Raw genomic sequence first — 14,679 nt, 5'->3', positions numbered from 1 at the left:
CCTTTCAGCGAAGACCAGAAAGCGAATACGACGTGGACATCTACACCATCATCTTCCTGGCGCTGGCGGTCTTCATCTTTCTGAGGCTGCGCAGCGTGCTGGGACAGCGGACGGGTAACGAGCGGCCGCCGTTCGACCGCACCGCCGCCCGCAATGCGCTGGGGGGTGCCCAGGACAAGAACGTCGTGACCATGCCGGGCAAGGTGATCGACCAGGCCCCGCTGGCGCCGACCGCCGAGCCGGCCCCGCCCTCCGATCGCTGGAAGGGCCTGACCGAGCCGGGCACCGCGCTCGCCCAGGGTCTCGACGCCATCGTCGACAAGGATTCCACCTTCGATCCGCGCCATTTCATCTCGGGCGCCCGCGGCGCTTATGAGATGATCGTGCTGGCCTTTGCCAATGGCGACCGCCGCGCATTGCGCGACCTGCTGTCGTCGGAGGTCTATGACAGCTTCGACGCCGCTATCAAGGAACGCGAGAAGTATGAGCAGAAGACCGARACGCGTTTCGTCTCGATCGACAAGGCCGAGCTCGTCGGCGCCGAGCTGCGCGACCGCACGGCTCAGCTCACCATACGATTCGTCTCGCAGATGATCTCGGCCACCCGCGACAAGAGTGGCAATATCGTCGACGGTAGTGCGGACACGGTCGCCGACATCACCGACATCTGGACCTTCGCCCGCGATATCACCTCTCGCGATCCAAACTGGAAGCTGGTTGGCACMGGAAGCGCGAATTAAGAATTTCCTGAAGAACAGCGCGACGGCGCTTTGCGCAGGTGCCGTCGTGCTGTCGTCGTTTTCGCTCGGCGCCGAGGCGGCGCGGCGTCACTATCGCAGCCATCACCATCATCTCCCGGCACTTGCCGCCGCCCCGCCGCGCGCCTTGCCCTATCCGCAGCTCCCTTTGCCGTTCGAAATCCCCGGTGCGCAATATCTGCCGCTGACCTGGACGGACGTGAAAGGCTGGAGCGACGACGACCATCTGGCCGCCTACAAGACGTTCCGCGCGAGCTGCCGGACGATCAACGCGCAGACCGGTGCGGCCGAACCGAAGGCGCTTGGCGGCTCACTGAGCGAGCCCTGCCGGGCCGCCAAGTCGCTCGAGCTCACCGACGACGGCAAAGCCAAGATCTTCTTTGAGGAGAATTTCGCGCCGCTGCGGATCTCGCGCCTCGGCGAGCCCGACGGTTTCGTCACCGGCTATTACGAACCGGTGCTGGAGGGATCGCGGACGCAGACCGACGCCTTCAACGTGCCGGTCTATCGTCGCCCATCGAACCTGTTCGTGCGCGGCTACAAGCAGGACTCGGTCAGCTTGCCCAACAAGGGCCCGGTCTATCGCAAGATCGGCCGCCGCAAGCTGGTGCCCTATTACGATCGCGGCGAGATCGAGGACGGCAAGATCGCCGGTCGCGGGCTGGAGATCGCCTGGCTGAAGGACCCGACCGATCTGCTGTTCGCCCAGATCCAGGGCTCGGCGCGGATCAAGTTCGACGACGGCGGCACGGTCCGGCTGAATTACGACGCCTATAACGGCTATCCCTACACGGCTGTCGGTCGTGTCCTGATCGAGCGCGGCATCATTCCGAAGGAGGAGATGTCGATGCAGAAGATCAGGGAGTGGATGGCGCAGAACCCCGATGGCGCCAAGGATCTGCGCCGCCAGAACCGTTCCTACATCTTCTTCCGCGAGGTCAATCTGTCCGACAAGGAAGAAGCAGTGGGGGCGCAGGGCATTCCGCTGACCGCCGGCCGCTCGATCGCGGTCGACAAGGCGCTGCACGTCTACGGCACGCCGTTCTTCATCGAGGGCGAGCTGCCGATCGATTCCGAACGCTCCAAGACGCCGTTCCACCGGCTGATGATCGCGCAGGACACCGGCTCGGCCATCATCGGCCCCGCGCGCGCCGATCTCTATTTCGGCGCCGGCGCGGATGCCGGCCGCGTCTCGGGACGGCTGCGCCATCCCATGCACTTCGTCATGTTGGTACCGAAGGGCCTCGATCCCGCAGTACGCGCCGCGAAATTGCCGGTGCCGGACCCGCGTCCCTCGGAGAAGATCGCAAAGCTGTTTCCGCAGACCGATCCTGCCAGGGATTCGACCAAGGATCAGACCAAGCCGGCGGCGGCTCCGGCCGCGGCCGTGGCACAAGGTAAAGGTGAGACAGTCGCCGTTGCCAATCCGGTCCCGTTGCCGGTGCCGCGTCCCGTGATAGAGCCCGTTCAGGAGCCGCGGCGGCCAGTCAAGAATCGTCCCCATCGGCAGCAATGAAGCGATCGTCCCGTCCGCCCGTGCTGGAGCCTCGTCCCTCGCCGCGCCGCCGTGCGCTGAGCGAGGAGGAGCGCGCGCTGTGGGATGCGGTCGCAAAACAGGTCAAGCCGCTGAGAAAGCATCGCGCGGCGAAGGCGCATGCCTCGCCGCGCGCTGAGCCTTCACCGGCAGCGCCGGCCACGCGATCTGCGCCATCGCCACGGCCGATCGCTGCTGCGCCGGCTGTGCGCGTGGCAAAGCCGGCCATGCCGCCGCTGGCACCGCTTGGCAAGCGCGAGCGCACAAAATTGTCGCGCGGCCGCAGCGAGATCGAGGCGCGGCTCGATCTGCACGGCATGACCCAGATACGCGCCCACCGGGCCCTGACCGGCTTCCTGCACCGCGCCCATCACGACGGCCTGACCTTCGTGCTCGTCATCACCGGCAAGGGACGGAGCGGCGGCGAAAGCGGCGTGCTCCGCCGCCAGGTGCCGGAATGGCTGAGCTTGCCGGAATTCCGCGCCTTCGTCGTCGGCTTCGAGGAGGCGCATATCGGCCACGGCGGCGAGGGCGCGCTCTATGTGCGGATACGCCGGGCGAGGTATTAGAACGGCCGGACGATTCCGACGCGCGGGATCAGCGTGAGGATCAGGCCGAAGATGTTTGTCTTCCGATCCTCCGACGCGATCAGCGGTGCATTGTATTTGGCCGGCAGCATCTTCACCGCGTGCAGGATCAGGAACAGGCAGACCGCCCAGTTCGAGATCCAGCGCGAATAGTCGAACACCATCGCGAACATCACGAGATAGGCGAGGCTGATGCCGATCAGCGCCGCGATGACGAGGCGCCGGTGCAGGTCATCCGCGAGCGCGCCGATCAGGCCGGCGAAATAGCGCCAGAGTGGCGTGTGCAGCCAGATCAGCAGGGCAAACACCGGCACGCCGAGGATGTTGTGCGGCAGGCGGCCCCAGGTATCCGAAACCTCCTTCGCCAGCGGCTGGTACCAGATGTAGGCGAATTGCAGCAGGTCGGTCCGCGCCGGATCGGCCATCCGGGTCTTCAGGTAGGCAACGAAATCCGCTTCGGGGATCGGCATCGTTCCCAGGAATTGCGCCGCGAAGAACAGCGCGCTCACGCAAAGCAGCACGACCAAACCAAACGCGACATTCGCTCTGGTGACACCATGCGTGAGATAGTGCCTGATCACGACGATGGTGATGATCGTCGGCACATACATCAGCAGATGAATGTGGTGGATCAGCACGAGGACGATCGCGAACAGCGCAGCCGTTGCGACGAACAGCAGCGAGCCGGCCGGCATCAGCAGCAGGATCAGCGCCAGTGCGCAGCCATAGATGTCGAAATGGCCGAGCGTGTGCATGAAGTTCTTGAGAAAGAACGGCGAGCCCGCGATGAAGACGAACAGCGGCAGCGTCCTCGCGGTGAAGCCGAACGTTTTCTGGAATAGCCTCACGTACAGCCCAAGCGTCACCAGCCACGTCGCCCCGGCGAGCGCAAACACCAGCCACACCGGCACCTTGTCCGTGAACAAGGCGACGATGGCGCCGATCAGCGCCCGCTTGATGAAGCCGAAATGATAGTCGACGAGGAGGTGGATGTAGGGGACGTAAGGCGGCAGCTGGATCTTGTGGACGAACACGCCGACGATGACCGCCGCGTTTATCGCGAGCAGGAGACGCCAGGGATTTTGCAGGATGCGTGCGGTCACGCCGCACCTGAAATGGTGCGAGCAACCCCCGCTGTCGTCCCGGGCAAGCCACCGGGTCCGCGCAAAGCGCGGACCGATGACAGGCTCCGCGCGACCCGGGCCCCATAACCACAGGATGTCGTTTGAGCCAAGGCTGGAGCCGCTATCTTTTCCAACAAGAACCGCCGGGGAGTATGGGTCCCCGCTTTCGCGGGGACGACGGCGGGATAGATAGCTGACCGCAGCGGAATTACAAAATAAACCGGCTCAAATCCGCGTTCTTGGCGAGGTCGCCGACGTGCTTCTGCACGAAATCCGCATCGACCTTGACGGTCTCGCCGCTGCGGTCGGGGGCGGTGAAGGAGATTTCGTCCAGCACCCGTTCCATCACGGTCTGGAGCCGCCGCGCGCCGATGTTCTCGACGGTGGAATTGACGGCGACCGCGACGTCGGCGAGCGCGTCGACGGCGTCGGCGGTGATGTCGAGCGTCACGCCCTCGGTCTGCAGCAACGCGACATATTGCTTGATCAGCGAGGCCTCGGGCTCGGTCAGGATGCGCCGCATGTCGTCGCGGGTCAGTGCCTGCAGTTCGACGCGGATCGGCAGGCGGCCCTGCAATTCGGGCAACAGGTCGGACGGCTTCGCGACGTGGAAGGCGCCGGACGCGATGAACAGGATGTGATCGGTCTTCACCGCGCCGTGCTTGGTCGAGACCGTGGTGCCTTCGATCAGCGGCAACAGGTCACGCTGCACGCCCTCGCGCGAGACGTCGCCGCCGACCCGGCCGTCGCGTGCGCAGATCTTGTCGATCTCGTCCAGGAACACGATGCCGTTGTTCTCGACCGCGCTGATCGCCTCCAGCGTGAGCTGGTCGGTATCCAGCAGCTTGTCGGATTCCTCATTGACGAGGATCTCGTGCGAGTTCTCCACCGTCAGTCGCCGCGTCTTGCTGCGCCCGCCCAGCTTGCCGAAGATGTCGCCGAGCGACACCGCGCCCATCTGCGCGCCAGGCATGCCCGGGATCTCGAACATCGGCATGCCGCCGCCCGAGGACTGCGTCTCGATCTCGATTTCCTTGTCGTTGAGCTCGCCGGCGCGCAGCTTCTTGCGGAACGATTCGCGCGTTGCCTGGCTGGAATTGGCGCCGACCAGCGCGTCGAGCACGCGCTCCTCGGCGGCGAGCTGCGCGCGTGCCTGCACGTCCTTGCGCTTGCGCTCACGCACCTGGGCGATCGCGACCTCGACGAGATCGCGCACGATCTGCTCGACGTCGCGGCCGACATAGCCGACCTCGGTGAATTTCGTCGCTTCCACCTTCAGGAACGGCGCGTTCGCGAGCTTGGCGAGCCGTCGCGCGATCTCCGTCTTGCCGACGCCGGTGGGGCCGATCATCAAGATGTTCTTCGGGAGTACCTCTTCGCGCAAGGAGCCGGTGAGCTGCTGCCGGCGCCAGCGGTTGCGCAGCGCGATCGAGACGGCGCGCTTGGCATCGGCCTGGCCGACGATGAAACGGTCGAGTTCGGAGACGATTTCGCGGGGAGAGAAGTCTGTCATGGGACCTTAGCTAGGATCAGATGCGGGTCGGGACAAGCCGCATTTTACGTCAGATGATGGGCGGGCCCGATTGCCACTGTTTCACGGCGTCGATCGGATGGATCAGCATCAGGATATTGAGCGTCAGATTGTCGCGAATGTGAAGCGCGAGCATGATCTCGAAGGCGAGCCCGAGCAGGACGGTCACCGAGACTGGCAGCACGCGCGCGGCGAGGAACCCCATCATCATGGCCAGATTGTCAGAAATCGAATTGACGATGCTGTCGCCGAAATAATCCAGCGAGATCGTGCCGGCGCGGTAGCGTTCGATGATGAATGGCGAGTTCTCGACAATCTCCCAGGCGCCTTCGATCAGCATGGCGATGATCAGCCGCGCCGGCCAGGACAGTTGCAGGAACGGCAGGCGCGCGAACAGCAGCCAGGTCAAGCCGTAGAACAGGAAGCCATGCAGGATGTGAGAGAAGGTGTACCAGTCCGTGATGTGCTGCGAATTTTCGGAGCTGTTCACCACGCCATGCCAGAGCTTTACATAGCCGCAGGTGCAAATCGGCACCCGCCCCAGCGCGAACAGGATCGAGGCCTGCAGCGCCAGCAGCAGCAGTGCGATGCCGACCCAGGCCAATGGCGGTACGGCGACCTTGCTCTCGTGCGTGCTCGTCAGCGTCACGGCTCGCGCACCATCAGCAGCGCCGTCCCGTCCGGCGTCTCGACCATGCGGTCGCGGACGAAGCCGGCCTTCTCATAGGCGCGCACGGCGCGTGCGTTGCGCGGATCGGGATCGGTGACGACGCGCGGCAGGCCCTGCCGCAACTGCCCGTCGACGAACTGGCGGATGAACGCGGAGCCGTGGCCGCGCGCGATCATGTCGCTTTCGCCGATGAACTGGTCGATCCCACGGGTGCCCTCCGGTTGCGGCCCAAAGCCGGTATTCCAGGCTGTCAGGCGATAGCATTGAAGATAGCCGAACGGGTGGGTGCCGGCCAACACGATGAACTGGTCCATCGCCGGCTCATCGAGATCGCCGCTCACGAGCGCAAACTGCTCGTCCGGATCGCCCCACCATTCCCGCACATGCGCCTCACCCAGCCACCGCCGGATCAGCGGCAAATCGGCCGGGCTCATCGGGCGGAAGGTGTAGGCGGGCGCCATGTCCTGTTCGGTCTGGCCTAGCCGGTCGCCAGGCTTTCGATGGTCAGATTGCGGTTGGTGTAGACGCAGATGTCGGCGGCGATATCGAGGGAGCGGCGGACGATGGTCTCGGCATCCTTGTCGGTGTCGATCAAGGCCCGCGCAGCGGCCAGGGCGTAATTGCCGCCGGAGCCGATCGCCATGACCCCGGCCTCGGGCTCCAGCACGTCGCCGGTGCCCGTCAGGACCAGGGAGACGTCCTTGTCGGCCACGATCATCATAGCCTCCAGGCGGCGCAGATAGCGGTCTGTCCGCCAGTCCTTGGCGAGCTCCACCGCAGCCCGGGTCAGCTGCCCCGGATACTGCTCGAGCTTGGATTCGAGCCGCTCGAAGAGCGTGAAGGCGTCGGCCGTGGCGCCGGCAAAGCCGCCGATGACGTCGCCCTTGCCGAGTTTTCGCACCTTTTTGGCGTTGGACTTGATCACGGTCTGGCCGATCGAGACCTGGCCGTCGCCGCCGATCACCACCTTGCCGCCCTTGCGGACCGTCAAAATCGTGGTGCCGTGCCAGCCCGGCGCGCTGTTCTGGGAATCCTGCATCAAATACCTCGTTGTCGGACCTGATTTAGGCGGTCGGGACCGACCGTACAACGGGCCGCTCCGGGCCCATTTCGCTCACCATAGGCAGAAGTAGAGGCCCGGCCAGCCGTTCCCGCAGTAGCGAAGGCGTCATTTGACTGTTAAAAGACCGCCGTTTTCGGTCCAAAACCAGAATGGAAACCGCTTTTCAATGCGCACCGCGACGATCAAGCGCAAGACCAAGGAAACCGACATCGAGGTCACCGTGAACCTCGATGGCACCGGCGTGTCCAATATCGCGACCGGCATCGGCTTTTTCGACCATATGCTCGATCTCCTCGCCCGCCATTCCCGCATCGACCTCACGGTCAAGGCGGTTGGCGATTTGCACATTGATCATCACCATACCACCGAGGACACCGGCATCGCGCTGGGCCAGGCGGTCAAGCAGGCGCTCGGCAACATGGCGGGCATCACCCGCTATGCCGGCGTGCACATGCCCATGGACGAGACGCTGTCGCGCGTGGTCATCGACATCTCGGGCCGTCCGTTCCTGGTGTTCAAGGCCGACTTCCCCCGCGACAAGATCGGCGAGTTCGATACCGAGCTGGTGCGCGAGTGGTTCCAGGCCTTCGCCATGAACGCCGGCGTGACTCTCCACGTCGAGACCCTATATGGCGATAACAGCCACCATATCGCCGAGTCCTGCTTCAAGGGCCTGGCGCGGGCGCTGCGCACTGCCGTCGCGATCGATCCGAAGGCCGTGGGCGAAATCCCGTCCACCAAGGGTTCGCTCGGCGGCTGACGTCTTTCGGCCCGCGGCACGCGCCGCTTGCGGTATCACTGAATTCCTAGGAACGGGGCATCACCATGCCTGTCTACACAGTTCATGCTCCCTCCCCTGCCGGAGCCGATCTGCGCGCGACCGACAAGTTCGTCTTCGTGCGCGACGGTTTTCATTTCTGGGCGATGGTTTTGGGTCCGTTCTGGCTGCTCTGGAACAGGCTCTGGCTGGCGCTGATCGGCTGGGTGATTTTCCTGGCTGCATTCGATGCAGGGCTGCATAGCCTCGGCGTCGGCCGCAGCTCGATCTTCCTGGCCAATATGATCGTTGCGGTGCTGATGGGTTTCGAGGCCTCGAGCCTGCGCCGCTGGACGCTGTCGCGCGGCAAGTGGCGCCAGCTCGACGTCGTCATCTCCGACGACGAGGACACCGCCGAGCGGCGTTTCTTCGAGCGCTGGAGCCAGAAGCAGCGCGGCATCGTCAACGATCAATGGGCCGTCGATCGCGGCGGCCCGCCGCCAACCCGCAATGTGCCGGGTCAGCAATTCTCGAATCCGCCACCGCTGCCGTCGGGCGGCATCATTGGATTGTTTCCAGAACCGGGAGGGTCAAGATGAGCGTCGCGATCATCGATTACGGTTCAGGCAATCTGCATTCCGCCGCCAAGGCATTCGAGCGCGCCGCGCGCAGCCTGGAGATTCCGCAAAAGGTCTTCGTCACCAGCGATCCGGATCAGGCCTACGGCGCCGACCGTCTGGTGCTGCCGGGTGTCGGCGCCTTCGCCGATTGCCGGCGCGGGCTCGATGCCGTCAACGGCATGGTCGAGGCGATCACCGAAGCGGTGCGCGTCAAGGCGCGGCCCTTCTTTGGTATTTGCGTCGGCATGCAGCTGATGGCGAGCCGCGGAAAGGAACACGTCATCACCGAGGGCCTGAACTGGGTCGGCGGCGACGTCGAGAAGATCATGCCGCGCGACGAGAGCCTGAAGATCCCGCACATGGGTTGGAACACGCTCGACCTGCTGCAGGAGCATCCGGTGCTGGATAGGCTGCCGCTTGGCCCCAAGGGCCAGCACGCCTATTTCGTGCACTCCTACCACCTCAACGCCGCCAACGAGGCGGACGTGCTCGCGCGCGCCGATTACGGTGGACCCGTCACCGCGATCGTCGCGAAGGACACCGCCATCGGCACCCAATTCCACCCCGAGAAGAGCCAGCGTTTCGGCTTGGCCCTTATCTCGAACTTTTTGCGATGGAAACCGTGATTCTCTTTCCCGCTGTTGACCTCAAGAACGGTCAGTGCGTGCGCCTCGAGCAAGGCGACATGGCGCGCGCGACCGTGTTCAACCTCAATCCCGCAGCGCAGGCGCAGAGCTTTGTCGAACAGGGCTTCGAGTATCTCCACGTCGTCGATCTCGACGGCGCCTTCGCCGGCAAGCCGGTGAACGCGCAGGCGGTCGAGGCGATGCTCAAGACGATCAAGATCCCGGTGCAGCTCGGCGGCGGCATTCGCGATCTTGCGACCGTCGAAGCCTGGCTCGACAAGGGCATCACCCGCGTCATCATCGGCACCGCCGCGGTGCGCGACCCTGAACTGGTGAAGGCGGCTGCAAGGAAATTCCCCGGCCGCGTCGCGGTCGGGCTCGATGCCCGCGACGGCAAGGTCGCCGTCGAAGGCTGGGCCGAGACCTCGCAGGTGACGGTGCTGGAAATCGCACAGCGTTTCGAGGATGCCGGCGTCGCCGCCATCATCTTCACCGACATCGCGCGCGACGGCTTGCTTAAAGGCTTGAATCTCGAGGCGACCATCGCGCTGGCGGATGCGATCTCGATTCCCGTGATCGCCTCCGGCGGCCTCGCCTCGATCGAGGACGTCAAGGCGATGCTGACGCCGCGCGCCAGGAAGCTCGCAGGCGCGATCGCCGGCCGCGCGCTTTACGACGGCCGGCTCGATCCCGCCGCCGCCCTCACCCTGATCCGCAACGCGCGCACCGCCTAGGAGCTGACACATGTTCAAGGTGCGCGTGATCCCCTGCCTCGACGTCAAGGACGGCCGGGTCGTCAAGGGCGTCAACTTCGTCGACCTGCGCGATGCTGGCGATCCCGTCGAAGCCGCGATCGCCTATGACGCTGCCGGTGCCGACGAGCTCACCTTCCTCGACATCACCGCGACCCACGAGAACCGCGGCATCATGCTGGACGTGGTCCGGCGTACGGCGGAGGCCTGCTTCATGCCTGTGACCGTCGGTGGCGGCGTGCGCAAGGTTGACGACATCAAGACGCTCCTGCGCGCCGGCGCCGACAAGGTCTCGATCAACAGCGCCGCGGTGTCGCGGCGCGAGTTCGTCAAGGAAGCTGCCGAGAAATTCGGCGAACAGTGCGTGGTGGTTGCGATCGACGCCAAGCGGGTCAAGCGTCCGGGCGGCGATCGCTGGGAGATCTTCACCCATGGCGGGCGCAACTCGACCGGCATTGATGCCATCGAATATGCCCAGGAAGTGGTCTCGCTCGGCGCTGGTGAAATCCTGCTCACCTCCATGGACCGCGACGGCACCCGGCAGGGCTTCGACATCCCGCTGACCCGGGCGATCGCCGATAGCGTTCCCGTTCCCGTGATCGCCTCGGGGGGCGTCGGCAATCTCGATCATCTCGTCGACGGGATCCGCGACGGCCACGCCACGGCTGTGCTGGCCGCCTCGATCTTCCATTTCGGGGAATTCACCATTCGCGAAGCCAAGGAGCACATGGCCCGGCGCGGACTGGCCATGCGCCTCGATGCCTGACGACTCCCGTTCATAAAAATGCTACATAGGCCTGCGGGGAATGGCCTCCGTGGCCTTGTGTGTTTTCGAGTAATTCCGATGTCGCGTTTCACGATCCACGATCTGGCCGACACCATCGACGCCCGTGCGGCGGCCGGCGGCGAGGCGTCCTATACCCGCAAGCTCCTGGACAAGGGCGCCGAGCATTGCGCCAAGAAGTTCGGCGAGGAGGCAGTCGAAACCGTAATCGCAGCAGTCGAAAACGATCGCGCGCATCTGATCGCTGAAAGTGCCGACCTGCTCTATCACTTCCTTGTGCTGCTCAAGGCCCGCGGCGTAAAGCTGGAGGAGGTCGAGGCCGCGCTGGACAAGCGGACGAATATGTCCGGATTGGAAGAAAAGGCGTCCCGCAAGGGTTAGTAGATCCCAACGGAAAGGTCGCGTCATGGATATCCGCGCACCCGAGCAGCAGTATAATCCGTACCGCGTCTATACGCGCGAGCAGTGGTCGCGACTGCGCGACGACACGCCGATGACGCTGGAGCCCGGTGAGTTCGACCGGCTGCGCTCACTGCACGATCGCCTGGACTTGCAGGAGGTCGAGGACATCTACCTGCCGCTGTCGCGCCTCCTGTCGATCTATGTCGATGCGATGCAGCGGCTGTATTACGCGGAGCGCCAGTTCCTCAACATCCGCGACCGCAAGATGCCCTACATCATCGGCGTCGCCGGTTCGGTCGCGGTCGGAAAATCGACCACGGCCCGCGTGCTTCAGGCGCTGCTGGCGCGCTGGTCGCCGCGTCCGAAGGTCGAACTGATCACCACCGACGGATTTCTGTATCCCAATGCCGTGCTGGAGCGGCAGGGCATCATGCAGAAGAAGGGTTTTCCGGAGAGCTACGACCTGCCGCTGCTGCTCAGCTTCCTCTCCGACATCAAGGCCGGCCGCCGCCACGTGCGCGCGCCGGTCTATTCGCATCTGACCTACGACATCGTGCCGAACCAGTGGGCCGAGATCGACCAGCCCGACATCCTGATCGTCGAGGGCGTCAACGTGCTGCAGACCGGCAAGCTGCCGCGCGACGGTAAGGCGGTGCCCGTGGTCTCCGACTTCTTCGACTTCTCGGTCTATATCGACGCCGACGAGGCGGCGCTGCGGCAATGGTACATCAAGCGCTTCCTGGCGCTGCGTGACACCGCGTTCACCAATCCAAAATCCTACTTCAATCGCTACGCGCTGTTGTCGGACGAGGAAGCCACCGCCACCGCGATCGCGATCTGGGAACGCACCAACCTCGCCAATCTCGAGGACAACATCCTTCCGACCCGCCCCCGCGCGACGCTGATCCTGAAGAAGGGCGCCGACCACACCGTGGCAAGCGTGGCGCTGCGACGGCTGTAGGCCGCGGTGCCGTAGGGTGGGCAAAGGCGCGAAGCGACGTGCCCACCGTCTATCTCCATTGTGAACGAGAATGGTGGACACGCGGAGCCTGTCATCGGGCGCGCATTCGCGCGACCCGTTGGCTTTGCCCTCCCTATGGCATTGGTGATTGGCGCACGCCTGCAGCCACATCGTCATTGCGAGCGCAGCGAAGCAATCCAGAATCTTTCCGCGGAGGGATTCTGGATTGCTTCGTCGCAGGGGCTCCTCGCAAAGACGGAGGAGAGACCTTCCTACACCGCCAGATGCCGCGCCGCCGCCAGCCCGGCCAGCGCCTCGTCCAGCTTGTCGCGATCGAGCGGCTTGATCAAAAACCCGTTCATGCCCGCCTCGAAACAGGCATAGCGATCCTCCACCAGCGTATTGGCGGTGAGCGCGAGGATCGGCGTGTGGTGGCCGCCTTTGGCAGCCTCATGCGTGCGGATGCGTTTCGTCGCCTCGATACCGTCGAGCTGCGGCATCTGGATGTCCATCAACACGAGATCGTAGGGCGTGCCGGCGGATGACGCGGCGAGCCAGGATTCCAGCGCCGCCTCGCCATGAACGGCGATGACGACGCGGTGGCCGAGCTTGGTCAGCAGCGAGCGCATCAGCAGCGCGTTGATCTCGTTGTCCTCGGCGACGAGGATCGACAGGCCCTTTGCCGTTACGACGCCGGCGGGGGAGGCGGTCGGCGGCTCCGGCGCCAGTTCGGGCGAGGCGACCTCCGGCGTCAGCGCGAGACGCGCCGCGAGCGAAGCCGCGCGCAGCGGCTTGATCAGGAAGCCGGTGAAGGAAGCTGAAAATGTCTCGTGACGCGAGCTCGACGTCAGCAGCACCAGCCGCTGCGTCGCATGCTTGCGCGCGACCTCGCCGAGATGGTCGGCGATGGCGGCGCCGATCGCACGATCGACCAGCACCGCATGCCATGAGCGCTCCGGCAGCAGCGCCTCTGCGACGGCTCCATCCGAGACGAGGCAGATCTGTCCGCCCCAGCGCTCCAGCCGCCGCGCGATCAGCGAGGCCTCGATGCCGTCGGCGATCAGGAGGATCGACTTGCCGGTGAGATCAGGGCTCGGGAACGCCGTCTGTCCCGCGCCAGATTGCGATGGCGGAAGCGGGATCGCGACCTCGAAGGTCGACCCCTTGCCCGGCTCGCTCTCCAGGGTGATGCGGCCGCCCATGCGCTTGACGATGCGTTCGCTGATGGCAAGGCCGAGCCCGGTGCCGCCATAGGTGCGGGCGACGCGCTCGTCGGCCTGCTCGAACTCGCGGAAGATGCGTGTCCGCGCTTCGGATGCGATGCCGATGCCCGTGTCGCGCACCAGAAAACTGATCTCGTTCGGCCAGATGCCGGGTTCGACGATCAGCGCGGCGCCGCCGGTCGCGGTGAACTTGATGGCGTTGCCGGCGAGGTTGAGCAGCACCTGGCGCAACCGCGCGGCATCGCCGACGACCTCGAGCGGCAGGCGCTCGTCGACATAGGCGGCGATCTCGAGCGTCTTTGCCTGCGCGCGCGGCGCGAGCAGCTCGGTGATCTCCTCGATCATGGTCGAGAGCGCGAACGGGCGCTGGTCGAGATCGAGCTTGCCGGCCTCGATCTTGGAATAGTCGAGCAGCTCCTCGATCAGCGCCATCAGCGCCTCGCCGGAGGTTTTCACCGCCCTGGCATAGGTCGTCTGCTCCGGCGTCAGCGTGGTGTCGAGCAACAGGCCGCCCATGCCGATGATGCCGTTGAGCGGCGTGCGGATCTCATGCGAGGCCATCGCCAGGAAGCGCGACTTGGCGCGGTTGGCGGCATCGGCCTGGTCGCGTGCGTCCGACAGCGCGCGCTCGGTCTCGGTGCGGTCGGTGACGTCGCGTCCGACGCTCTGCAATTCGGCGGGCTGGCCGGCATCGAGACGGACATAGCCCTCGCGCCAGGCGATCCAGCGCGCGCCGTGCGGGGTGGTGATCCTCTGGTCGTGAATGCGCGTGCCGTTGCTTTCGCGGGCGCTGTCGCCCTGCTCGAGGATGTCGAAATCGAAACGCGTGCCGACCAGCACGCTGCGTGCCTGTGCTGCGAGCGCGCAATAGGCGTCGTTGGCGAAGGTGATGCGGCCCTGGTGGTCGCGCAGCACGATCAGGTCACCCTGCTGTTCGAACAGGCTGCGCGCGCGCTCTTCCGCTTCCTTCAGTTCCCAATTGCGATCGATCAGCGTCTCGTTGTGGGCGGCCAGCTTACGCATCCGCTTGTTGACGAAGCGCAGCCGCATGCTGAGCGTGGCGAGGCCGAGGCAGGCGAGCGCGAACAGGAAGCTCGCGCCGACCGCAAACGTATTGGGATCGTAGCCGGAGTTCTCGGAGCGGCTGCCGGAGACGAAGCCATAGGCGCCGCCGAACGTCGCCGAGAAAATCATGAAGGAGCGGATCGCGAACGCGATGCGGGGATGCTGTCGCCTGAAGCGGCGCATGCGCACCTTGATCCGGAACGTCCGATCCATCGCCATCGA

16 protein-coding genes are annotated in these 14,679 nt (G+C 65.0%); 10 read left to right on the top strand and 6 right to left on the bottom strand.

The annotated features are described in order from the left end of the window. The first annotated feature begins 32 nt into the window (after positions 1 to 32). The 3 genes from AC1DW2_RS29535 to AC1DW2_RS29525 are packed head-to-tail and all read left to right on the top strand — an operon-like array spanning position 33 to position 2,861. Positions 33 to 740 carry a Tim44/TimA family putative adaptor protein gene (locus tag AC1DW2_RS29535; RefSeq protein ID WP_063980275.1) on the top strand — a complete coding sequence of 236 codons (708 nt, stop codon included), beginning with the start codon at positions 33 to 35 and terminating at the stop codon, positions 738 to 740. Beyond that, a complete protein-coding gene (gene mltA / locus AC1DW2_RS29530) occupies positions 718 to 2,274 on the top strand; it encodes a murein transglycosylase A (RefSeq protein WP_477007780.1) in 1,557 nt (518 codons plus the stop codon). Before AC1DW2_RS29535 ends, mltA begins: the two co-directional genes overlap by 23 nt. Then, positions 2,271 to 2,861: a Smr/MutS family protein gene (locus AC1DW2_RS29525; protein WP_477007779.1), complete on the top strand. Its 591-nt coding sequence runs from the start codon at positions 2,271 to 2,273 to the stop codon at positions 2,859 to 2,861. Before mltA ends, AC1DW2_RS29525 begins: the two co-directional genes overlap by 4 nt. On the opposite strand, the gene AC1DW2_RS29520 is transcribed toward AC1DW2_RS29525, so the two are convergent. The 5 genes from AC1DW2_RS29520 to hslV all read right to left on the bottom strand — a co-directional run bounded on the left by AC1DW2_RS29520 (position 2,858) and on the right by hslV (position 7,243). Beyond that, entirely contained in the window at positions 2,858 to 3,982 is a 1,125-nt protein-coding gene (locus tag AC1DW2_RS29520) for a hypothetical protein (protein WP_477007778.1), read from the bottom strand. The genes AC1DW2_RS29525 and AC1DW2_RS29520 overlap by 4 nt on opposite strands. Positions 3,983 to 4,211: 229 nt before the next feature. Continuing rightward, positions 4,212 to 5,516: an ATP-dependent protease ATPase subunit HslU gene (hslU, locus tag AC1DW2_RS29515; RefSeq protein WP_477007777.1), complete on the bottom strand. Its 1,305-nt coding sequence runs from the start codon at positions 5,514 to 5,516 to the stop codon at positions 4,212 to 4,214. A 49-nt stretch (positions 5,517 to 5,565) separates the two neighbouring features. Beyond that, positions 5,566 to 6,183, bottom strand: coding sequence for a DUF2585 domain-containing protein (locus AC1DW2_RS29510; protein ID WP_477007776.1), 618 nt, complete (start codon positions 6,181 to 6,183; stop codon positions 5,566 to 5,568). Continuing rightward, entirely contained in the window at positions 6,180 to 6,665 is a 486-nt protein-coding gene (locus AC1DW2_RS29505; protein ID WP_477007775.1) for a GNAT family N-acetyltransferase, read from the bottom strand. Before AC1DW2_RS29505 ends, AC1DW2_RS29510 begins: the two co-directional genes overlap by 4 nt. 17 nt (positions 6,666 to 6,682) lie before the next feature. Beyond that, the gene (gene hslV / locus AC1DW2_RS29500) at positions 6,683 to 7,243 is read right to left on the bottom strand and encodes an ATP-dependent protease subunit HslV (RefSeq protein ID WP_028150159.1); all 561 of its coding nucleotides are present in this window, start codon (positions 7,241 to 7,243) and stop codon (positions 6,683 to 6,685) included. 190 nt (positions 7,244 to 7,433) lie between these two features. Between hslV and hisB the strand changes: the two genes are divergently transcribed. The 7 genes from hisB (at position 7,434) to coaA (ending at position 12,169) form a co-directional block, all read left to right on the top strand. Then, a complete protein-coding gene (gene hisB / locus AC1DW2_RS29495; RefSeq protein ID WP_028150158.1) occupies positions 7,434 to 8,027 on the top strand; it encodes an imidazoleglycerol-phosphate dehydratase HisB in 594 nt (197 codons plus the stop codon). A gap of 65 nt (positions 8,028 to 8,092) precedes the next feature. Beyond that, on the top strand, positions 8,093 to 8,623 hold the full coding sequence (locus tag AC1DW2_RS29490) for a DUF2628 domain-containing protein (RefSeq protein ID WP_014490809.1): 531 nt from the start codon (positions 8,093 to 8,095) through the stop codon (positions 8,621 to 8,623). Then, positions 8,620 to 9,270, top strand: coding sequence for an imidazole glycerol phosphate synthase subunit HisH (hisH, locus tag AC1DW2_RS29485; protein WP_063980267.1), 651 nt, complete (start codon positions 8,620 to 8,622; stop codon positions 9,268 to 9,270). The genes AC1DW2_RS29490 and hisH overlap by 4 nt, the downstream gene beginning before the upstream one ends. Further along, positions 9,267 to 10,004, top strand: coding sequence for a 1-(5-phosphoribosyl)-5-[(5-phosphoribosylamino)methylideneamino]imidazole-4-carboxamide isomerase (gene hisA, locus AC1DW2_RS29480; RefSeq protein WP_477007815.1), 738 nt, complete (start codon positions 9,267 to 9,269; stop codon positions 10,002 to 10,004). The genes hisH and hisA overlap by 4 nt, the downstream gene beginning before the upstream one ends. 10 nt (positions 10,005 to 10,014) lie before the next feature. Further along, positions 10,015 to 10,788, top strand: coding sequence for an imidazole glycerol phosphate synthase subunit HisF (hisF, locus tag AC1DW2_RS29475; protein WP_028150154.1), 774 nt, complete (start codon positions 10,015 to 10,017; stop codon positions 10,786 to 10,788). A 78-nt stretch (positions 10,789 to 10,866) separates the two neighbouring features. Further along, on the top strand, positions 10,867 to 11,187 hold the full coding sequence (locus AC1DW2_RS29470) for a phosphoribosyl-ATP diphosphatase (protein ID WP_028150153.1): 321 nt from the start codon (positions 10,867 to 10,869) through the stop codon (positions 11,185 to 11,187). Between the two features lie 25 nt (positions 11,188 to 11,212). Continuing rightward, a complete protein-coding gene (gene coaA, locus AC1DW2_RS29465; RefSeq protein WP_028150152.1) occupies positions 11,213 to 12,169 on the top strand; it encodes a type I pantothenate kinase in 957 nt (318 codons plus the stop codon). 272 nt (positions 12,170 to 12,441) lie between these two features. Here the strand turns inward: coaA and AC1DW2_RS29460 are convergent, their stop codons facing one another. Continuing rightward, positions 12,442 to 14,676, bottom strand: a complete 2,235-nt coding sequence (locus AC1DW2_RS29460; protein ID WP_477007774.1) for a response regulator — start codon at positions 14,674 to 14,676, stop codon at positions 12,442 to 12,444. Positions 14,677 to 14,679: the final 3 nt, after the last annotated feature.

It is taken from the genome of Bradyrhizobium sp. P3_C3, from assembly GCF_056402655.1.
The sequence above is the reverse complement of the archived record's forward strand: the minus strand, read 5'-3'. Positions and strand labels throughout refer to the sequence as shown.